Source organism: Streptomyces sp. NPDC059895, from assembly GCF_042731035.1.
Lineage (GTDB): Bacteria > Actinomycetota > Actinomycetes > Streptomycetales > Streptomycetaceae > Streptomyces.
Genome location: NZ_JBHWKO010000019.1, coordinates 34,306 through 54,539 on the forward strand (window position 1 = coordinate 34,306; position 20,234 = coordinate 54,539).

Consider the following 20,234-nt stretch of genomic DNA (forward strand, 5'->3'; position numbering starts at 1 on the left):
TGGGGCCGAACGGGTGCATCCGAGAAGTGCCAGGTCAGGGACGCACAACGGCCGATCCCTTGTCGACAAAGGGATCGGCCGTGAGATGGGTGTAGGACACACCTCGATACGAGGAGATCTCACACAGATGATGGATCACCAGTAGGCCGAATGATCCATACGCCGCGGATCACTCGTTCGATCACGCCAGGGCGACGAGATCCGCGTAGTCGGAGCCCCACAGGTCCTCGACGCCGTCGGGGAGCAGGATGATCCGCTCGGGCTGGAGGGCCTCCACGGCACCCTCGTCGTGGGTGACGAGGACGACGGCGCCCTTGTAGGTGCGCAGCGCGCCGAGGATCTCCTCGCGGCTGGCCGGGTCGAGGTTGTTGGTGGGCTCGTCGAGCAGCAGCACGTTGGCGGAGGAGACCACGAGGGTGGCCAGGGCCAGACGGGTCTTCTCGCCGCCGGAGAGGACGCCGGCCGGCTTGTCGACGTCGTCGCCGGAGAACAGGAAGGAGCCGAGCACCTTGCGGACCTCGACGAGGTCCATGTCGGGGGCGGCGGAGCGCATGTTCTCCAGGACCGTGCGGTCCGGGTCGAGGGTCTCGTGCTCCTGGGCGTAGTAGCCGAGCTTGAGGCCGTGGCCGGGGACGACCTTGCCGGTGTCGGGCTGCTCCACCCCGCCGAGCAGGCGCAGCAGGGTGGTCTTGCCGGCGCCGTTGAGGCCGAGGATGACGACCCGGGAGCCCTTGTCGATGGCCAGGTCGACGTCGGTGAAGATCTCCAGCGAGCCGTACGACTTCGACAGGCCCTCCGCCATCAGCGGGGTCCTGCCGCAGGGCGCGGGCTCGGGGAAGCGGAGCTTGGCGACCTTGTCGGACTGGCGGACGGCCTCCAGGCCGGAGAGCAGCTTGTCGGCGCGGCGGGCCATGTTCTGCGCGGCGACCGTCTTGGTGGCCTTGGCGCGCATCTTGTCGGCCTGCGAATGCAGTGCGGCGGCCTTCTTCTCGGCGTTGGCGCGCTCGCGCTTGCGGCGCTTCTCGTCGGCTTCGCGCTGCTGCTGGTAGAGCTTCCAGCCCATGTTGTAGACGTCGATCTGGGAGCGGTTGGCGTCCAGGTAGAACACCTTGTTGACGACCGTCTCGACCAGGTCGACGTCGTGGGAGATGACGATGAAGCCGCCGCGGTAGGTCTTGAGGTAGTCCCGCAGCCAGACGATCGAGTCGGCGTCGAGGTGGTTGGTCGGCTCGTCGAGGAGCAGGGTGTCCGCGTCCGAGAACAGGATGCGGGCCAGCTCGACCCGGCGGCGCTGACCGCCGGAGAGCGTGTGCAGGGGCTGGCCGAGCACCCGGTCGGGCAGGTTGAGCGCGGCGGCGATGGTGGCGGCCTCGGCCTCGGCGGCGTACCCGCCCTTGGTGAGGAACTCGGTCTCCTGGCGCTCGTACTGCTTGAGCGCCTTCTCGCGGGTGGAACCCTGCCCGTTGGCGATGCGCTGCTCGTTCTCCCGCATCTTGCGGATCAGGACGTCCAGGCCGCGCGCGGAGAGGATGCGGTCGCGGGCGAGGACGTCGAGGTCGCCGGTGCGCGGGTCCTGCGGGAGGTAGCCGACCTCGCCGGAGCGGGTGACGGTGCCGCCGGCCGGGATGCCCTCGCCGGCCAGGACCTTGGTGAGGGTGGTCTTGCCTGCGCCGTTGCGGCCGACCAGGCCGATGCGGTCGCCCTTGGCGACGCGGAAGGAGGCGCTCTCGATGAGGATGCGGGCACCGGCGCGCAGCTCGATGCCGGAGGCGGAGATCACGGTCAGACTCCAGTGCGGGGTCGTTGGCGGGATGGGCGGCTGAGGACGTTCCCGCCGTCTAATGCGCGAGGAGAATGGCCATGGGGGCCAGTCTAACGGGGTTGTGCAACCAGTTTTCCTGGTTCGGGTGTTCGATCTTCGCGGGGCGCCATTCCGGGGCGTTGTCGGTGGTGGCTGCCAGACTGGGCGGCGGACGAGGATTCCGGCGGGATCACGAAGGAGTGATCGGCATGGCAGGGACGAACGGCGGGCGCCCGAGCATCTTCCCGACAGTGCTGTACCGGGACGCGAAGGCGGCGATCCGGCAGCTCACCGAGGCTTTCGGCTTCACCGAGCTGTCGGTGTACGAGGGTGAGGACGGCGCCGTGCTCCACGCCGAGCTGGTGCAGGGCAACGGCGCGGTGATGCTCGGCTCGAAGGGCCGCGGCGGTGTCTTCGACACCGCGATGAAGGACGCCGGCCCGGCCGGGGTGTACGTCGTGGTCGACGACGTCGACGCCCACCACCGGCGGGCCGTGGAGCACGGCGCGGAGATCCTGATGCCCCCGACGGACCAGGACTACGGCTCCCGGGACTACATGGCCCGGGACGCCGAGGGCAACATCTGGAGCTTCGGCACGTACGCGCCCGAGGTGCAGGGCTGACGGCCGCCCCCGAGCCGTCGAGGGGGCCGTCGGGGAGTCAGCCCCCGGTGTGGACCTGGAAGGCGGCCCGGCGGACGGCCTTGGCCAGCGCCGGGTCGGGGTGCGCGGCGGCGAGCGCGACCAGGACCTGCACGGTGCGCGGGTGTCCGACGGCGCGCACCTCGTTCAGGAGCGCGGGGACGGTCGGCTGCACCGCGGACTCCAGGTGCCGCACCAGCATCGGCGCCTCGCCGTGGTCGGCGACGGCCGCCGCGGTGTCGACCCACAGCCAGGTCGCCTCCTCGCGGGTGAGCACCTCGTGCGCGTCCTCGGGGTCGGCGCCGTCGTGCTCGGCGAGCCAGAGCAGGGCGTACGGCCTCAGGGCCGGCTCCTCGACGACGGCGCGGACGTCGGGTTCGGCGGGGGCGCCGACGACGCGCAGCGCCTCGAAGGCGAGGCCGCGCAGCAGGGCGTCCTCGCCGCGGGCGGCCGACAGCAGCTCGGTGACGGCGCTGCCGACGGGCCGGGCGGCGAGCCAGGCGCGGTACTCGGCGCGGGCCGCGTTCGGGCGGAGCTGGGCGCAGCCGCGGAGCATCTCCTCGGCGGCGACCTCGATGTTGCCGGCGGGGCTCTGCGCGGCGACGCAGATCTGCTCCAGCTTGACCCAGACCGCCCAGCTGCCGAGCGGGGTGAGCGTGGCCTGTCCGTCGCCGTAGGTGAGGGCACCGACGGAGGCGAGGGCGTCCAGGGCCCAGTCGAGGAGCGGGGCGAGTTCCGGGGCCCCGGCGGGCTCCGCCGGGTCGGCGTCGGCGGAGGGGGCCGGGGCCTCGGGTTTCGCGGTGGCGGCCTCGGGGCCGTAGGAGACCTCGCAGCGTTCGGTGCGCAGTTCGGTGACGCGCTGGCCGAGGAGGTCGAGGAGCTGGTCCACCGGGACGGGACCGGCGGACAACTGGAGGAAGGAGAGCACCTGCGGCATGGCGGAGACGACCTCGGCGACGGCGCCGGGTTCCTGCTCCGGGGGCTCGGGGGTGGCGAGCGACCAGGCGTCGAACAGGGCCACCCAGCCGCGCAGCACCGCGCTGTCGTCGCGGTCCCAGGCGCGCAGGCGCCAGCCGGGGCGGGCGCTGTCGCCGTGCACCTCGACGAGGCCGGCGAGACGGGCGGTGTCCCAGTCGGCGCGCACCTGTGCCGGGGTGAGGGCGAGATCGGCCGCCGCCCGTTCGGCGGTCGGGTCGGAGAAGGTGGCCTTGCCGTCGTCGGTCGCTCCGTTGCGGCCGGGGCCCAGCGCCGCGTCGGCCCAGCGGGCGACGCGGGCGGCGGCGGCGAGCCGTGAGCGCGCCATTCCGGCCAGCTCCGCCGGGGCCGGCGTGCCCTCCGGCGGGCGGGGTGCGGGGCGGCGCGGGCGCCGCTGGTTCACAGCTGTGGGGGCGGCGGCCAGGGGTCGCGGGCGGACGAGTCGAAGCCTGGAGTCGCGCGGGATACGGGACGTCACGGGTGCAGTCTTCCGGTTGACGGTCCGAAAACCCAAACGGAATGCCCTGGCGGGGCGGGGACCCGGTCCCGGGGCGGGGGCCGCAGACGGGTGAGGAGACGTGATCAAGCCACTGGTACGGGGTTAAACGGAACCTTCGGGACGGGGGGCGCGGCCCGGTGCTCGCGGGGGCGCGGGGGCACCTGGTGCGGGTGAGCGGAAGGAGGGCGGCGGCCCCGCGGGCGCGACGGTGGCGACCCCCCGCCGGCGGAGGTCACATCAGCGGGGTCAGGAAGCGGCGGAGGGCCTCCTCGTAGGCGGCGGGGTCGGCGTTCCACATGGCGGCGTGGGGGGCCTGCCGGACGGTGTGGAGGGTGACGAGGTCGGGGCGCCGGGCGGCGAGCCGGCGGGTGGCCTCCCAGGGGGCGACCGTGTCGTCGGGGCCGTGGAGGACCAGGGCCGGCACGCGCAGGCGGGCGGGGTCCGCTGCCTCGTCGGGGTGGTGGGCGTCCAGGCCGGCGCGGCCCTGCGCGGCGCGCACGGCGAGGGGCAGCAGCGCGCCGGGGGTGTGGCGGGCGGCGGCGAGGGCGCGCAGGGTGGCCTGCCAGTCGAGGACCGGCGAGTCCAGCACCAGGCCCGAGACGAGGTCGCGCAGCCCGGAGTGGGCGGCGGCGCGCAGGGCCATGGTGGCGCCGGTGGACCAGCCGAGCAGGACGACGCGTTCGGCACCGTGGCGCACGGCGTACCGCAGGGCCGCGTCGACGTCCCGCCACTCGGTGGCGCCGAGGTGGTTGAGGCCGTCCGGGGGGCGGGGCGCGCCGAGGTCGCCGCGGTAGGCGAGGGCGAGCACCGGGAAGCGCCGGCGGTGCAGGAAGCCGGCGAGGTTGAGCGCGTGCTCCCGGGTGGTGCCCAGGCCGTGCACGGCGATCACCCAGGTGCGGCGGGCGCCGGGGACGAACCAGGCGGGCAGCGGTCCGAGCTCGCCGGGCACGTCGACGTCGGCGTGGTCGAGGCCGAGCGTGCCGCTCGGGTTGCCGACGTGCAGGTTCGGGGTGAACCACACCGCGTCGCCGGGGCTCAGCGTGCCGTGGGTGACGCGTTCGAGGCGGCGGACGACGGTGTCGGCGGAGGGGGCCGCGGTGGCCAGGACCGGGCCGACGACCGCGTGCGAGCCGTTCCCGCCGAGGCCGTAGGTGCCGGGCCGCAGGGCGGCCAGGTCGCGGGTGAGCACGATCTGGCCGGCGGCGGTGCCGTGCACGGTGAGCCGGGGTTCGGTGGGCAGGGGGCGGCCGGGCGGCGCCTTGAGCGCGGCGTCGCTGGCGAACCGGCCGGCGGCGACACTGGCGGCGCCGGCGGCCAGGGCTGCGGTGACGGCGGCGGCCGTCGCGGTGACAGTGCGCACCCGTCCAGTGTCCCGGCCGAGCGGCCGACCGGCCAGTGGTGGCGCGGGTCGGGACGGAACACGGCGTACCAGGGGCCGGAGCACGGCGCGCCACGGGCCGAAGCACGGCGCACCACGGGCCGAAGCACGGCGCGCCACGGGCCCGGTCAGGTCCGCTGCCCGTAGCCCCCCAGCCGCTCCGCCACCGCCGCCAGCTGCTCCGGTGTCAGGAGGGTCGGGGTGAGGCCGGGCACCGAGGACGCGGTGAGCCACAGGCGGCACATCCACTCCAGCTGGGCGGTGCGGTCGTAGGCCTGGTCGAGGGTGGCGCCGTAGGTGAGGGTGCCGTGGTTCTGGAGGAGGCAGCCGGTGCGGCCGTCGAGGGCCCGGAGCATGTTGTCCGCCAGTTCCTGGGTGCCGTAGGTCGCGTAGGGGGCGACCCGGACGGAGCCGCCGAGGGCGCAGACCATGTAGTGGACGGACGGGAGCTCGGTCACGAGGGTGGAGACGGCCGTGGCGTGCACGGCGTGGGTGTGGACGACGGCGCGGGCGTCGGTGGTGCGGTGGACGGCGAGGTGCATGGGCAGTTCGCTGGTCGGGACCAGGGTGCCGAGGACCTGCCGGCCGTCGAGGCGGACGCCGGTGATGTCGTCGGGGGCGAGGCGGTCGTAGGGCACGCCGGAGGGGGTGACGAGCACGGTGTCGCCGACCCGGACCGAGACGTTGCCGGAGGCGCCGACGACCAGCCCGTCGGCGGCCGTACGGCGGGCCGTCGCCACCAGGTCCGCCCAGGCCCGTCTCTCCTCCGGCCCCGGTGTGCCGGCGGTGTCGTGGCGGGGGTCACGTCGCAGTTCAGCCATGTCCGTGATCCTGCCAGGGGCGGCGCCCGGACGGCCGGAATGCGTGACTCCGCAGACAGTCACCACGAAGCCCGCCTCAGTTCACCTTCCGTTCACCCAGGTTACCTACGTTCATCCAGCCAATGACCTCTGAACGATTGCCTGGGTAAATGGAAAACTTCTCGCTGATCCTCGCGATTGTGGTGGTAACCGCACTCGCGTTTGATTTCACGAACGGTTTCCACGACACCGCCAACGCGATGGCCACGACCATCTCGACCGGCGCGCTCAAGCCCAAGGTCGCGGTGGCCATGTCCGCCGTGCTCAACCTTGTAGGCGCCTTCCTCTCGGTGGAGGTCGCCAACACGATCTCCAAGGGTCTCGTCGACGAGACCGGCATCCGTCCCGAGGTCATCTTCGCCGCCCTGGTCGGCGCGATCCTCTGGAACCTGCTGACCTGGCTGGTCGGACTCCCCTCCAGTTCCTCGCACGCCCTCATGGGCGGCCTGATCGGCGCCACCATCGCCTCGGCGGGCGTCGGCGCGGTCCACGGCGACGTGCTCGTCACCAAGGTGCTGCTCCCGGCGGTCGCCGCCCCGATCGTGGCGGGCCTCGCCGCGATGCTCGCCACCCGCCTGTCGTACACGCTCGGCCGGAAGGCCGACGGCAAGGCGGCCGAGAAGGGCTACCGGGCCGGCCAGATCGCCTCCGCGGGCCTGGTCTCCCTCGCCCACGGCACCAACGACGCGCAGAAGACGATGGGCATCATCACCCTCGCCCTGGTCGCCGGCGGCGCCGTCGCCCCCGACTCCGACCCGCCGATGTGGGTCATCCTCTCCGCGGGCCTCGCCATCGCGCTCGGCACCTACCTGGGTGGCTGGCGCATCATCCGCACCATGGGCAAGGGCCTCACCGACCTCCAGCCGCAGCAGGGCTTCGCCGCCCAGACCAGCGCGGCCACCGTCATCCTCGCCTCCTCCCACCTCGGCTTCTCCCTCTCCACCACGCACTCCGTCTCCGGCGCGGTGATGGGCGCGGGGCTGGGCCGCAAGGGCGGCGTCGTCCGCTGGTCGACGGCCACCCGGATGTTCGTCGCCTGGGGCCTGACCCTGCCGGCCGCGGCCGTCGTCGGCGCGCTCGCCGAGTACGTCACCGGCTTCGGCGCATGGGGCACGGGACTCGTCGCGGTCTTCCTCGTCGCCTCCAGCGCCGCGATCTGGAAGAGGTCCCGCGACGAGGTCGTCGACCACACCAACGTCAACGACGCCGAGGAGCCGCCCGGCGTCGTGACCACGGCGATCGCCGCGGTGACCCCGCCGCCCGCGGGCACGGTGACCGACGGCCTCACCGCCACCATCCCCGCCCCGGCGGGCGAGCCGGCGCCGTCGGCCGCCACCACCGTCTGAGCCCGGCCCGCACCGGTACGAAGGAAGAGAAGCATCATGAAGATCGACTGGGCGGCTCTGGGCTCCGTCTTCGGCGTCAGCCTCGTGGTCACGGTGGCCCTGGTGACGCTGTTCACCCTCGGCATCATGGGCCTGTCGCGGCGCGAGCGGGCCGCGGAGCAGGGCGGGACGGCCGCGCTCGCGGTCACCGGGGCGTACGCGTGCTTCGCGGCGTGCGCGGCCGCGGTGGCGTACGGCATCTCGCTGATCGTGGTCTGACCCGCGCACCACGGGTCCCCGCGCACCACAGGTCCCCGCGCACCACAGGTCCCCACGCACCACAGGTCCCCGCCTCTCCTCCGCTCCCTCCCCTCCCCTCCCCTCCCCTCCCCTCCCCTCCACCCTCTCGTCCCTCTCACCTCCGCCCTGTCGGCGGCCGTCCCACCGGCGGTCCCGGCGGGGCGGACGCGCGTCCGCGACAGGCCGTCCCGGACGGCCGGTGTGGGGTTGTGCACACTCTCCCCGCGCAGGTCAGCAGCAAGTTGACGGCCGTTCCGGGCCCGTGGTGGACTGCCGGAGCCATCTACGGCGACAGAAGAGGAAGCCGGTGTGAATCCGGCGCGGTCCCGCCACTGTCACCGGGGTAGACACCCCCGGGAGCCAGGAACTCTCGTCGCCGGTCTCGTCGAACCAGGGCGTGGACACCCTGAGTGAGGACATGACGCCATGCTCGGCTGCCGTTCGAGGTCACGTACCCGGTCGTTGCCCGACCCCGCGGCCGGCTGAGCCGATGGGTGCCGATCGCGTTCACGCGTACGGCGCCGCCGCCGGCCTCCTGGGGGACCTGCTCCTCGGCGATCCGCGCCGGGGACATCCGGTCGCCGTGTTCGGGCGGGCCGCGGCCGGTGTGGAGCGGATGCTGTGGCACGACCACCGCGGGTGGGGCGCGCTGCACACCGCCGTGTGCGTCGGCGGGGCCGTGGCCCTGGGAGCCGGCGCCGCACGCGCCGTCCGGCCGTCGGCCGCCGCCTCCGTCGCCCTGACCGCCACCGCCACCTGGGCCGTCGTCGGCGGGACCTCCCTGGTGCGCGAGGCCCGGACCATCGGGCGGTGTCTGGAGGCGGGGGACGTCGAGGGCGCGCGGGCCCGGCTGCCGCATCTGTGCGGGCGGGATCCGCAGGCCCTGGACGCGGACGGGATCGCCCGCGCCGTCGTCGAGTCCGTCGCCGAGAACACCTCCGACGCGGTGGTCGGGGCACTGGTGTGGGGCGCCGTGGGCGGTGTGCCGGGGCTGCTCGGCTTCCGGGCCGTCAACACCCTCGACGCCATGGTCGGTCACAGGTCGCCGCGCCACCGCCGCTACGGCTGGGCCTCGGCGCGCCTGGACGACCTCGCCGGCTGGCCGGGGGCACGGCTGACGGCCGTCCTCGCCGCCGTCGCCGGGGACGACCCCCGGGGGGCCGTACGGGCCTGGCGGGCCGACGCGCGCAAGCATCCCAGCCCGAACGCCGGTCCGGTGGAGGCCTCCTTCGCCGGCGCCCTCGGGGTGCGGCTGGGCGGAACCCTGTCCTACGGCGGCCGGGTCGAGCACCGGCCCGTGCTCAACGGGGCGGCCGGACGGCCCGTGGCCGCGCGGGACATCGAACGCGCCGCGCGGCTCTCCCGCCGCGTCGGCCTCCTCGCGCTCGGCGTCACCGTCGCCGCGCGCCTCCTCGCGAAGGGGCGTACGTCATGAGCGGGGGTCTCCTCGTCGCCGGCACCACCTCCGACGCCGGCAAGAGCGTCGTCACCGCCGGGATCTGCCGGTGGCTGGTGCGGCAGGGGGTGAAGGTCGCGCCCTTCAAGGCGCAGAACATGTCGCTGAACTCGTTCGTGACGCGGGAGGGCGCCGAGATCGGGCGCGCGCAGGCCATGCAGGCCCAGGCGTGCCGGGTGGAGCCGACCGCGCTGATGAACCCCGTGCTGCTCAAGCCCGGTGGCGAGCAGAGCAGCCAGGTCGTGCTGCTCGGCAGGCCGGTCGGCGAGATGAGCGCCCGCGGGTACCACGGGGGGCGGCAGCGGAAGCTGCTGGGCACCGTGCTGGAGTGCCTCGACACGTTGCGGGGCACGTATGACGCGGTGATCTGTGAGGGGGCCGGTTCTCCCGCCGAGATCAACCTGCGGCGGACGGACATCGTGAACATGGGGATCGCGCGGGGCGCCGGGCTGCCCGTGCTCGTCGTCGGCGACATCGACCGGGGCGGCGTCTTCGCCTCGTTCTTCGGGACCGTCGCCCTGCTCTCCCCCGAGGACCAGGCGCTCGTCGCCGGGTTCCTCGTCAACAAGTTCCGCGGCGACGTCTCGCTGCTGGAGCCGGGCCTGGACATGCTGCACGGGCTCACCGGGCGGCGGACGTACGGGGTGCTGCCGTTCCGCCACGGGCTCGGCATCGACGAGGAGGACGGACTGCGCGTGTCGCTGCGCGGCACGGTCCGGGAGTCGGCCGTCACCCCTCCCGTGGGCGAGGACGTGCTGCGGGTCGCCGTCTGCGCGGTCCCGCTCATGTCCAACTTCACCGACGTCGACGCGCTGGCCGCCGAACCGGGCGTCGTGGTGCGGTTCGTGGACCGGCCCGAGGAACTGGCGGACGCCGACCTCGTGGTCGTCCCCGGCACCCGGGGGACCGTGCGGGCGCTGGAGTGGCTGCGGGAGCGGGGGCTGGCCGACGCCCTCGTCCGCCGCGCCGCCGAACAGCGGCCCGTCCTCGGCATCTGCGGCGGCTTCCAGCTCCTCGGCGAGCGCATCGACGACGACGTCGAGAGCCGCAGGGGGCGGGTGGACGGGCTCGGCGTCCTGCCCGTGCGGGTGCGCTTCGCCCGGGAGAAGACCCTCACCCGGCCCGTCGGGGAGGCCCTCGGGGAGCCGGTCGAGGGCTACGAGATCCACCACGGGGTCGCCGAGGTCATGGGCGGGGAGCCCTTCCTCGACGGCTGCCGGGTCGGGCAGACCTGGGGCACGCACTGGCACGGTTCCCTGGAGTCGGACGGATTCCGGCGGGCCTTCCTGCGCGAGGTGGCGGCCGCCGCGGGCCGCCGCTTCGTGCCCGCCGCCGACACCTCGTTCGCCGCGCTGCGCGAGGAGCAGCTCGACCGGCTCGGCGACCTGATCGAACAGCACGCGGACACCGACGCGCTCCGGCGGCTCATCGAGTCGGGCGCGCCGCAAGGACTGCCTTTCATTCCACCGGGAGCGCCCGCATGAGCACAGTGTTGTTGTTGTCGACCGCCGACACCGATCTGCTGGCGGCCCGGTCCGCCTCCGGCGCCTCCTACCGGATCGGCAACCCGACCCGGGTGGACGTCGAGCGGGACCTCCCCGCGCTGGTCGAGGGCGCCGGCATCGCCGTCGTACGGCTGCTGGGCGGCAAGCGGGCCTGGGAGGACGGGCTGGCCGCGCTGAAGGCGTCCGGGATCCCGACCGTGCTGCTCGGCGGGGAGGCCGTGCCCGACGCCGAGCTGATGGCCGAGTCGTCGGTGCCCGCCGGTGTCGTCGCGGAGTCCCTGAGGTACCTCGTGGAGGGCGGGCCGGACAACCTGACCGAGCTGGCGCGGTTCCTGTCGGACACCGTGCTGCTGACCGGCGAGGGGTTCGACGAACCGCGGAAGATGCCCGAGTACGGGGTGCGCGGGGAGCGGGACCTCGTCGCGGGCCGGCCGACCGTCGGCGTGCTCTTCTACCGGGCCCACGAGCTGAGCGGCAACACCGCCTTCGTGGACACCCTGTGCGAGGCGATCGAGGCGCGGGGCGCCAACGCGCTGCCCGTGTACTGCGGTTCGCTGCGCGGCGCGGACCCCGGGCTGTACGAGATCCTCGGCCGGGCCGACGCGCTCGTCGCCACCGTCCTCGCCGCCGGCGGCGCGCACGCCTCACAGGCGTCGGCGGGCGGCGACGAGGAGGCCTGGGACATCGGCGCCCTGGCCGACCTCGACGTGCCCGTCCTCCAGGGGCTCTGCCTGACCTCCTCCCGGGCCGCCTGGGACGCCTCCGACGCCGCCCTGTCCCCCATGGACGCGGCGATGCAGGTCGCCATCCCCGAGTTCGACGGGCGGCTGATCACCGTGCCGTTCTCCTTCAAGGAGCAGGGGCCCGACGACGTGCCGGTGTACGTCGCCGACCCCGAGCGGTCGGCCCGGGTCGCCGGGATCGCCGTCCGGCACGCCCGGCTGCGGCACAAGCCGAACGCCGAGAAGAGGATCGCGCTCGTCTTCACCGCCTACCCGACCAAGCACTCCCGCGTCGGCAACGCGGTCGGCCTCGACACGCCCGCGTCGGCGGTGCGGGTCCTGGACGCGCTGCGCGAGGCGGGCTACGCGCTCACCGAGTACCCGTCCGGCGGCGACGAGCTGATCCACCGGCTCATCGAGGCCGGCGGGCACGACGTGGAGTGGCTGACGGAGGACCAGCTCGCCGCCGCGCCGGCCCGGGTGCCGCTGGCCGACTACCGGGCCTGGTTCGACCGGCTCGACCCGGAGCTGCGGGAGGCGATGCTGGAGGCGTGGGGGGAGCCGCCGGGCTCGCTGTACGTCGACGGGGACGACATCGTGCTGGCCTCCCTGCGGTTCGGGAACGTCGTGGTGATGATCCAGCCGCCGCGCGGCTTCGGCGAGAACCCGATCGCGATCTACCACGACCCCGACATGCCGCCGTCCCACCACTACCTGGCCGCCTACCGCTGGCTGGAGAACAGTTTCGGCGCCGATGCGATCGTGCACATGGGCAAGCACGGCACGCTGGAGTGGCTGCCGGGCAAGGGGCTCGGGCTCAGCGGCGGCTGTGCTCCGGACGCCGTCCTCGGTGAACTCCCGCTGGTCTACCCCTTCATCGTCAACGACCCCGGCGAGGGCACCCAGGCCAAGCGGCGCGGACACGCCACCGTCGTCGACCACCTGGTGCCGCCGATGGCGCGCGCCGACACCTACGGCGACCTGGCGAAACTGGAGCAGCTCCTCGACGAGTACGCGCTCGTCTCCGACCTGGACCCGGTCAAGGCGCCGGCCGTGCGCGCCCAGATCTGGACGCTGGTCAAGGCGGCCGAGCTCCACCACGACCTGCACGTGGACGACCAGCCGGACGACGACGACTTCGACGAGTTCGTCATGCACATCGACGGCTACCTGTGCGAGATCAAGGACGTGCAGATCCGGGACGGGCTGCACGTGCTGGGCGGCGGCCCGGTCGGTGAGCCGCGCGTGAACCTCGTGCTCGCGGTGCTGCGGGCCGCGCAGGTGTGGGGCGGGCGGGCGAACGCGCTGCCGGGCCTGCGGGCCGCGCTGGCCGCGCACTTCGGGCTGGTGGAGAAGGAGCTGCTCGCCGAGCCGGGGGCGCCGGTGAAGGTGCCCGTCGAGCTGACCGACCTGGTGGCGGGGCCGGCGCGCACGGGCGCCGACGCCATCGACCTGCTGGAGCAGCTGTGCCGGCGGTTCGCGGAGGGCATGGAGTCCGGCGGATGGGACACGGCGGCCGTCCCGGGCCTGGTCCGTGAGGTGATCGGCGCCGAACTCCCGGACGCCGTCGCCGTGCTGGAGTTCGCCTGCGCCGAGGTCGTGCCGCGGCTGGCGCGCACCACCGACGAGATCGGGCACATCCTGCGCGCCCTGAACGGCGGTTACGTCCCGGCGGGCCCGTCCGGCTCGCCGACGCGCGGGCTGGTCAACGTCCTGCCGACCGGCCGGAACTTCTACTCCGTCGACCCCAAGGCCATTCCCTCGCGGCTCAGCTGGGAGGTCGGGCAGTCGCTCGCCGACTCCCTCGTCCAGCGCTACCTCCAGGACACCGGCGCGTATCCGAAGTCCGTCGGCCTGACGGTCTGGGGCACGTCGGCGATGCGCACGCAGGGCGACGACATCGCCGAGATCCTGGCGCTGCTGGGCTGCCGTCCGGTGTGGGACGACGCCTCGCGCCGGGTGACCGGCTTCGAGGTCGTGCCGCTCGCGGAGCTCGGCCGTCCCCGCATCGACGTCACGGTCCGCATCTCCGGTTTCTTCCGGGACGCCTTCCCGCACGTCGTCGGGCTGATCGACGACGCGGTCCGGGCGGTGGCCGGGCTGGACGAGCCCGCCGAGTCCAACTACGTGCGGGCGCACGTCGAGGAGGACGCGGCCGCGCACGGCGACCGGCGGCGGGCGACCGCCCGGATCTTCGGCTCCAAGCCGGGCGCGTACGGCGCCGGTCTGCTGCCGCTGATCGACGCCCGGAACTGGCGCTCGGACGCCGACCTCGCCGAGGTGTACGCGGTGTGGGGCGGCTACGCCTACGGGCGCGGACTCGACGGGCGGGCCGCGCGCGGGGACATGGAGACGGCGTTCCGGCGGATCGCGGTGGCCGCGAAGAACGTCGACACCCGCGAGCACGACCTGGTCGACGCCGACGACTACTTCCAGTACCACGGCGGCATGGTCGCCATGGTCCGGCACCTGACGGGCGCCTCCCCCGAGGCGTACGTCGGCGACTCCGCCGTCCCCGACCAGGTCAGGACCCGCACGCTGGGCGAGGAGACCCACCGCGTCTTCCGCGCCCGCGTGGTCAACCCGCGCTGGATGGCGGCGATGCGCCGGCACGGCTACAAGGGCGCCTTCGAGATGGCGGCGACCGTGGACTACCTGTTCGGCTACGACGCCACGGCCGGGGTCGTGGACGACTGGATGTACGAGAAGCTCAGCGCCGAGTACGTCTTCGACGCGGAGAACCGGGACTTCATGAGGAAGTCCAACCCGTGGGCGCTGCGCGGGATCACCGAGCGGCTGCTGGAGGCGGCGGACCGCGGGCTCTGGGCGGAGCCGGACGCCGACACGATCGAGCGGCTGCGCGCCACCTATCTGGAGCTGGAAGGCGACTTGGAGGGCGACGACCAGTGAGTACCCCGTTCCCGTTCACGGCCGTCGTCGGCCAGGACGACCTGCGGCTCGCGCTGCTGCTGAACGCCGTGTCACCGGCGGTCGGCGGGGTGCTGGTGCGCGGGGAGAAGGGCACCGCCAAGTCCACCGCCGTGCGCGCCCTGTCGGCGCTCATGCCGCGGGTGGACGTCGTCTCCGGATGCCGTTTCTCCTGCGACCCCGACTCCCCCGACCCCGGCTGCCCGGACGGCCCGCACGAGCCGGGGGCCTTCGAGTCCCGGCCGGCGCGGATGGTCGAGCTGCCCGTCGGCGCCTCCGAGGACCGGCTCGTGGGCGCGCTGGACATCGAACGGGCCCTCGCCGAGGGCGTCAAGGCGTTCGAGCCGGGCCTGCTCGCCGACGCGCACCGCGGGATCCTCTACGTCGACGAGGTCAACCTCCTCCACGACCACCTGGTCGACCTGCTGCTGGACGCGGCGGCGATGGGCGCCTCGTACGTGGAGCGCGAGGGCGTCTCCGTGCGGCACGCCGCCCGCTTCCTGCTCGTCGGCACGATGAACCCCGAGGAGGGCGAGCTGCGGCCGCAGCTGCTCGACCGGTTCGGGCTGACCGTCGAGGTCGCGGCCTCGCGGGAGCCCGAGCAGCGGGTGGAGGTCGTCCGGCGGCGGCTGGCCTACGACGACGACCCGGCCGGTTTCGCGGTGCGCTGGGCGGACGAGGAGGCCGCCGTACGGGCGCGGATCGCGGCGGCGCGGGACCTGCTGCCGTCGGTGCGGCTCGGTGACGGGGCGCTGCGGCAGATCGCGGCGACCTGCGCGGCCTTCGAGGTGGACGGCATGCGCGCCGACATCGTGATGGCGCGCACGGCGACGGCGCTGGCGGCCTGGGCCGGGCGGACCGAGGTGCTGGCGGAGGACGTGCGGCAGGCCGCGCTGCTGGCGCTGCCGCACCGGCGGCGGCGCAACCCGTTCGACGCGCCGGGGCTGGACGAGGACAAGCTGGACGAGACGCTGGAGCGGTTCGGCGGGCAGGACGACAGCGAGGGCGACGACGACCCCGACCCCGACGGGCCCGATCCGGACGGGCCCGGCGGCGGTGGCGGGCGCCCGCCGTCCGAGGGTCCCTCGGAGGGGCCCTCGGACGGGCCCTCGGAGGGCTCCGAGGGGGGCGACACCGCCGCGCGGCCGGAGGCCGGGGAGGGCGGGGAGCACCGGCCGGCCGGGGCCGGGGCGGGTGAGCAGCGGCCCGCGCGGGCCGCTGAGCCGTTCCGCACGAAGGTGCTGAGCGTGCCGGGTCTCGGCGAGGGGGCCGCCGGGCGGCGCTCCCGGGCGCGGACCGAGCACGGGCGGACCACCGGGGCCAGGCGGCCCCGGGGTGCGCTGACCAAGCTGCACCTGGCGGCGACCGTGCTGGCCGCCGCCCCGCACCAGCGGGCGCGCGGCCGGTCGGGGCCGGGGCTGGTGATCCGCCGGGACGATCTGCGGCAGGCGACGCGGGAGGGGCGCGAGGGCAACCTGGTGCTGTTCGTCGTGGACGCCTCCGGGTCGATGGCGGCGCGGCAGCGGATGGGCGCCGTGAAGGGCGCCGTGCTGTCGCTGCTGCTCGACGCCTACCAGCGGCGGGACAAGGTGGGGCTGGTGACCTTCCGCGGGTCGGCGGCCGATGTCGCGCTGCCGCCGACCTCGTCGGTGGACGCGGCGGCGGTCCGGCTGGAGTCGCTGCCGACGGGCGGGCGGACGCCGCTCGCGGCGGGGCTGCTCAAGGCGCACGAGGTGCTGCGGGTGGAGCGGCTGCGGGACCCGGCGCGCCGGGCGCTGGTCGTGGTGGTGACCGACGGGCGGGCCACCGGTGGCCCCGAGCCGGTGGCGCTGGCCTCGCGTGCGGCGCGGCTGTTCGCGGCGGAGTCGGTCGCCTCGGTGGTCGTGGACTGCGAGTCGGGGCCGGTGCGGCTGGGGCTCGCCGGGCGGCTCGCGGGCGAGCTGGGCGGTACGGCGGTGACGCTGGACGAGCTGCGGGCGGACTCCATCGCCGGGCTGGTCAGGGATGTGCAGGCGACGTCGAGGAGGGCCGCGTAGTGCCGCAGGGACAGCCGAGTGTGATTCCGGACGACGGTCTGACGACCCGTCAGCGGCGCAACCGGCCGCTGGTCGTGGTGCACACGGGCATCGGCAAGGGCAAGTCCACCGCCGCCTTCGGGCTGGCGCTGCGCGCCTGGAACCAGGGCTGGCCCATCGGGGTGTTCCAGTTCGTCAAGTCGGCGAAGTGGAAGGTCGGCGAGGAGAACGCCCTGCGGGTCCTCGGCGCCTCCGGCGAGGGCGGCAGCGTCGACTGGCACAAGATGGGCGAGGGCTGGTCCTGGGTCCAGCGCGACGCGCAGATGGACAACGAGGAGAAGGCCCGCGAGGGCTGGGAGCAGGTCAAGCGCGACCTGGCCGCCGAGACGTACCGGCTGTACGTGCTCGACGAGTTCGCGTACCCGATGCACTGGGGCTGGGTCGACACCGACGAGGTCGTGGAGGTGCTGCGGGCGCGGCCGGGCACCCAGCACGTCGTGATCACCGGGCGGAACGCGCCCGCCGCACTGGTGGACTTCGCCGACCTCGTCACCGACATGTCCAAGGTCAAGCACCCGATGGACGCCGGGCAGAAGGGCCAGAGGGGCATCGAGTGGTGAGGTCGGTGCCCCGGCTGGTCGTCGCCGCGCCCTCCTCGGGCAGCGGCAAGACCACCGTGGCCACGGGGCTGATGGCCGCGCTCGCCGCGCGGGGGCTCGCCGTGTCCGGGCACAAGGTCGGGCCGGACTACATCGACCCCGGGTACCACGCGCTCGCGACCGGGCGCACGGGGCGCAACCTGGACGCCTACCTGTGCGGTCCGGAGCTGGTCGCCCCGCTGTTCCTGCACGGGGCCCGCGGGTGCGACATCGCCGTCGTCGAAGGGGTCATGGGGCTCTACGACGGGGCCGCGGGCGAGGGCGAACTGGCGTCCACCGCCCAGGTGGCGAAGCTGCTGCGGGCGCCGGTGGTGCTGGTCGTCGACGCGTCGTCGCAGTCCCGGTCCGTCGCCGCGCTGGTGCACGGGTTCGTGACGTGGGACCCGGAGGTGCGGATCGGCGGCGTGATCCTGAACAAGGTGGGGTCGGACCGGCACGAGGAGCTGCTGCGGGAGGCGCTGGAGTCGGCCGGGGTGCCGGTGCTCGGTGCCCTGCGGCGGGTGCCGCAGGTGGACACGCCGTCGCGGCATCTCGGGCTGGTGCCGGTCGCCGAGCGGCGGGCCGCGGCGGTCGAGGCGGTGGCCGCGATGGCCGCGCAGGTGAGTGCGGGCTGCGATCTGGAGGGGCTGGTGGCGCTGGCCCGGGGGGCCGGCGCGTTGTCGTGTGCGGCCTGGGACGCGGCCGGGGCCGTGGCCGGTTCGCCCGCTCCGCCCCTTGCCTCTCCGTCCCCGGGGGCGACCGCCCCCGCACCCCCGCCGTCGGCCCAGGACGGGCCTCGTCCTCAGGCGCCGGACGGGCTGGGGGCGGCCGTCCCCGGCGGCGAGGTGAGGGTCGCCGTCGCCGGCGGCCCCGCGTTCACCTTCTCCTACGCCGAGCACACCGAGCTGCTCGCGGCCGCCGGGGCCGAGGTCGTCGTCTTCGACCCGTTGCGGGACGAGGAACTGCCCGAGGGGACCGGGGGGCTCGTCGTCGGCGGCGGGTTCCCCGAGGTGTACGCCTCCGAGCTGTCCGCCAACGAGCCGCTGCGGAAGGCGGTCGCCGACCTCGCGCTGAGCGGCGCCCCGGTGGCCGCCGAGTGCGCGGGGCTGCTCTACCTGTGCCAGGAGCTGGACGGCCGGCCGATGTGCGGGGTGCTGGACGCCACCGCCCGGATGTCGGAGCGGCTCACGCTCGGGTACCGGGACGCGGTGGCGGTGAGCGACAGCGTGCTGGCCGCGGCGGGGACGCGGATGCGGGGGCACGAGTTCCACCGGACGGCCGTCGAGCCGGGCTCGGGGGCGGATCCCGCCTGGGGGCTGCGCGTCCCGCGGCGGCGGGTCGAAGGTTTTGTACAGCGGGGTGTGCACGCGAGTTATCTGCACACGCACTGGGCGGCCGAGCCCGGTGCGGCCCGTCGGTTCGTGGAGAGGTGCCGGACGTCATGAGCAGCAAGCTGATCGGAGTGGGGGTCGGTCCGGGCGATCCGGAGCTGGTGACCGTCAAGGGCGTCAACGCGCTGCGCGCGGCCGAGGTCGTGGTCGTGCCGGTCATGGACACCGGGGAGCGCGGCCGGGCCGAGGCGACCGTGCTGCACTACGTGCCCGAGGAGAAGGTCGTCCGGGTGGTGTTCGCGCTCAACGAGCGCAGCGACCGGGCGCGCCGGGAGGCCGCCTGGGACGCCGCCGGGGAGCGGGTGGCCGCGCTGCTGCGCCGGCACGGCAGTGTGGCGTTCGCGACCATCGGGGACCCCAACGTGTACTCGACGTTCACGTATCTCGCCCAGACCGTCGCCGGGGCGGTGCCGGGCGTGGTCGTGGAGACCGTTCCCGGGATCACCGCCATGCAGGATCTGGCGGCGCGGTCGGGGGCCGTGCTCACGGAGGGCACCGAGCCGCTGACGCTGGTGCCGGTGACCGCGGGGTCGGCCGTGCTGAAGGACGCGCTGGCCGGGCCGGGCACCGTCGTCGCCTACAAGTTCGGGCGGCAGGCCGCCGAGGTCGCCGAGGCGCTGCGGGAGACCGGGCGGCTCGAGGACGCCGTGTGGGGGGCCTCGCTGGGGCTGCCCGAGGAGTCCGTCCGGCCCGCCGCCGACCTCGGTGCGGAGCCCCTCCCCTACCTGTCCACGCTCATCGCGCCCGCCCGGCGCGACGGCGGGCGGGGCGGCAAGCTGTGAGTCCGTCCGGGTCAGCCCGCCAGGCCCACCACCAGCCAGATGAACGCCACGCCGGCGACCGTGCACAGCAGGGTCGAGCGTGCGGGGTGCGCGTGGTGGGCCTCGGGGAGGATCTCGGCGGCCGCGAGGTACAGCAGCGCGCCGCCGAAGAACCCGAGGTAGGCGCCGAGCAGCGGCTCGGGGATGGTGACGAACACGGTCGAGGCGGCGCCCAGCACCGGGGCCACCGCGTCCGCGAACAGCATGGCCAGGGCTCTGCGGCGGGCGTTGCCGTACACGCTGGTGATCGTGTACGTGTTGAAGCCGTCCGCGAAGTCGTGGGCGACGACGGCGAGCGCGACGGCCGTGCCCATGCCGCCGCCCACCTGGAAGGCGGCGCCGATCGCCACACCGTCCATGGCGCTGTGGCCGACCATGGCCGCGGCGGCCGTCAGGCCCACCTCGGGGGTGCGGCCGTCGCGGGGAAGAGCGCGCTCCTCCGCGCCGTGCGCCGCCTGCCGGTGGGCCAGCAGACGTTCCACCAGATGGGCCAACAGGAAACCCGCGACGAAGAGCAGCAGCGCGGCCGGGACGCCCAGGACCTCGGTGCCGGCCGCGTCCAGGGCCTCGGGCAGCAGGTCCAGGCCGACCACGCCCAGCATCAGGCCGCCGGCCAGGCCCAGTACCAGGTGGCGGCGGTCGGTCACCCGCTGTGCCGTCCAGCCGCCGGCCAACGTCATCAGGAACGCGCCGAGCGCGACGAACACCGCCATGCGCCCTTCGTATCCGATCACGCCCCGGCGGCGCACGTCCGGCCGCCGCTCGCGGGCGCCGTCCGGCGGCCCGCGCCGGCGACTCCCGCCTCGGCCGGTGCCCCCGTCACCGCCGGTGCCCCCGTCACGGCCGGCCGTGCCCGCGCGCACGGCGCCTGCGGCGCACCGGCTTCCTCCGGCACCGCACGGCCGCGCGCGAACGCCCGGACGTACGGCACTGCGGCCCGGACTGCCGTCTCCCGCACCGCACAACCCCGCGCGAGCGT

Annotated in this window: 15 protein-coding genes and 1 riboswitch; of the genes, 10 read left to right on the plus strand and 5 right to left on the minus strand. The window is 74.7% G+C overall.

The features are described from left to right. Window positions 1–181: 181 nt before the first annotated feature. Entirely contained in the window at window positions 182–1,780 is a 1,599-nt protein-coding gene (locus ACFV9M_RS22250; RefSeq protein ID WP_385068399.1) for an ABC-F family ATP-binding cassette domain-containing protein, read from the minus strand. A gap of 230 nt (window positions 1,781–2,010) precedes the next feature. On the opposite strand from ACFV9M_RS22250, the gene ACFV9M_RS22255 reads away from it, so the two are divergent. Continuing rightward, window positions 2,011–2,424 carry a VOC family protein gene (locus tag ACFV9M_RS22255; protein ID WP_385068397.1) on the plus strand — a complete coding sequence of 138 codons (414 nt, stop codon included), beginning with the start codon at window positions 2,011–2,013 and terminating at the stop codon, window positions 2,422–2,424. Between the two features lie 37 nt (window positions 2,425–2,461). On the opposite strand, the gene ACFV9M_RS22260 is transcribed toward ACFV9M_RS22255, so the two are convergent. The 3 genes from ACFV9M_RS22260 to ACFV9M_RS22270 all read right to left on the minus strand — a co-directional run bounded on the left by ACFV9M_RS22260 (window position 2,462) and on the right by ACFV9M_RS22270 (window position 6,115). After that, window positions 2,462–3,895, minus strand: coding sequence for a hypothetical protein (locus ACFV9M_RS22260; RefSeq protein WP_385068395.1), 1,434 nt, complete (start codon window positions 3,893–3,895; stop codon window positions 2,462–2,464). 253 nt (window positions 3,896–4,148) lie between these two features. After that, on the minus strand, window positions 4,149–5,276 hold the full coding sequence (locus ACFV9M_RS22265; protein ID WP_385068393.1) for an alpha/beta hydrolase family protein: 1,128 nt from the start codon (window positions 5,274–5,276) through the stop codon (window positions 4,149–4,151). A 146-nt stretch (window positions 5,277–5,422) separates the two neighbouring features. Next, entirely contained in the window at window positions 5,423–6,115 is a 693-nt protein-coding gene (locus ACFV9M_RS22270; protein ID WP_385068391.1) for a class II aldolase/adducin family protein, read from the minus strand. Between the two features lie 149 nt (window positions 6,116–6,264). Here ACFV9M_RS22270 and ACFV9M_RS22275 point away from each other — a divergent pair, with 149 nt between their 5' ends. The 9 genes from ACFV9M_RS22275 (at window position 6,265) to cobI (ending at window position 19,216) form a co-directional block, all read left to right on the plus strand. Beyond that, window positions 6,265–7,500 carry an anion permease gene (locus ACFV9M_RS22275; protein ID WP_385068390.1) on the plus strand — a complete coding sequence of 412 codons (1,236 nt, stop codon included), beginning with the start codon at window positions 6,265–6,267 and terminating at the stop codon, window positions 7,498–7,500. A 36-nt stretch (window positions 7,501–7,536) separates the two neighbouring features. Further along, the gene (locus ACFV9M_RS22280; RefSeq protein WP_385068388.1) at window positions 7,537–7,758 is read left to right on the plus strand and encodes a hypothetical protein; all 222 of its coding nucleotides are present in this window, start codon (window positions 7,537–7,539) and stop codon (window positions 7,756–7,758) included. A gap of 269 nt (window positions 7,759–8,027) precedes the next feature. Then, window positions 8,028–8,170, plus strand: a riboswitch (cobalamin riboswitch). Window positions 8,171–8,269: 99 nt separating this feature from the next. After that, window positions 8,270–9,214, plus strand: a complete 945-nt coding sequence (locus ACFV9M_RS22285; RefSeq protein WP_385068386.1) for a cobalamin biosynthesis protein — start codon at window positions 8,270–8,272, stop codon at window positions 9,212–9,214. After that, a complete protein-coding gene (locus ACFV9M_RS22290; protein ID WP_385068384.1) occupies window positions 9,211–10,719 on the plus strand; it encodes a cobyric acid synthase in 1,509 nt (502 codons plus the stop codon). Before ACFV9M_RS22285 ends, ACFV9M_RS22290 begins: the two co-directional genes overlap by 4 nt. Further along, entirely contained in the window at window positions 10,716–14,372 is a 3,657-nt protein-coding gene (gene cobN / locus ACFV9M_RS22295) for a cobaltochelatase subunit CobN (RefSeq protein WP_385068382.1), read from the plus strand. Before ACFV9M_RS22290 ends, cobN begins: the two co-directional genes overlap by 4 nt. Then, on the plus strand, window positions 14,369–16,426 hold the full coding sequence (locus tag ACFV9M_RS22300) for a putative cobaltochelatase (RefSeq protein WP_385068380.1): 2,058 nt from the start codon (window positions 14,369–14,371) through the stop codon (window positions 16,424–16,426). The genes cobN and ACFV9M_RS22300 overlap by 4 nt, the downstream gene beginning before the upstream one ends. Then, window positions 16,426–17,025: a cob(I)yrinic acid a,c-diamide adenosyltransferase gene (cobO, locus tag ACFV9M_RS22305; RefSeq protein ID WP_385068378.1), complete on the plus strand. Its 600-nt coding sequence runs from the start codon at window positions 16,426–16,428 to the stop codon at window positions 17,023–17,025. The genes ACFV9M_RS22300 and cobO overlap by 1 nt, the downstream gene beginning before the upstream one ends. Continuing rightward, window positions 17,019–18,488: a cobyrinate a,c-diamide synthase gene (locus ACFV9M_RS22310; RefSeq protein WP_385068376.1), complete on the plus strand. Its 1,470-nt coding sequence runs from the start codon at window positions 17,019–17,021 to the stop codon at window positions 18,486–18,488. Before cobO ends, ACFV9M_RS22310 begins: the two co-directional genes overlap by 7 nt. Beyond that, window positions 18,485–19,216 carry a precorrin-2 C(20)-methyltransferase gene (cobI, locus tag ACFV9M_RS22315; RefSeq protein WP_385068374.1) on the plus strand — a complete coding sequence of 244 codons (732 nt, stop codon included), beginning with the start codon at window positions 18,485–18,487 and terminating at the stop codon, window positions 19,214–19,216. The genes ACFV9M_RS22310 and cobI overlap by 4 nt, the downstream gene beginning before the upstream one ends. An 11-nt stretch (window positions 19,217–19,227) precedes the next feature. On the opposite strand, the gene ACFV9M_RS22320 is transcribed toward cobI, so the two are convergent. Further along, a complete protein-coding gene (locus tag ACFV9M_RS22320) occupies window positions 19,228–19,968 on the minus strand; it encodes a ZIP family metal transporter (protein ID WP_385068372.1) in 741 nt (246 codons plus the stop codon). Between the last annotated feature and the right edge of the window lie 266 nt (window positions 19,969–20,234).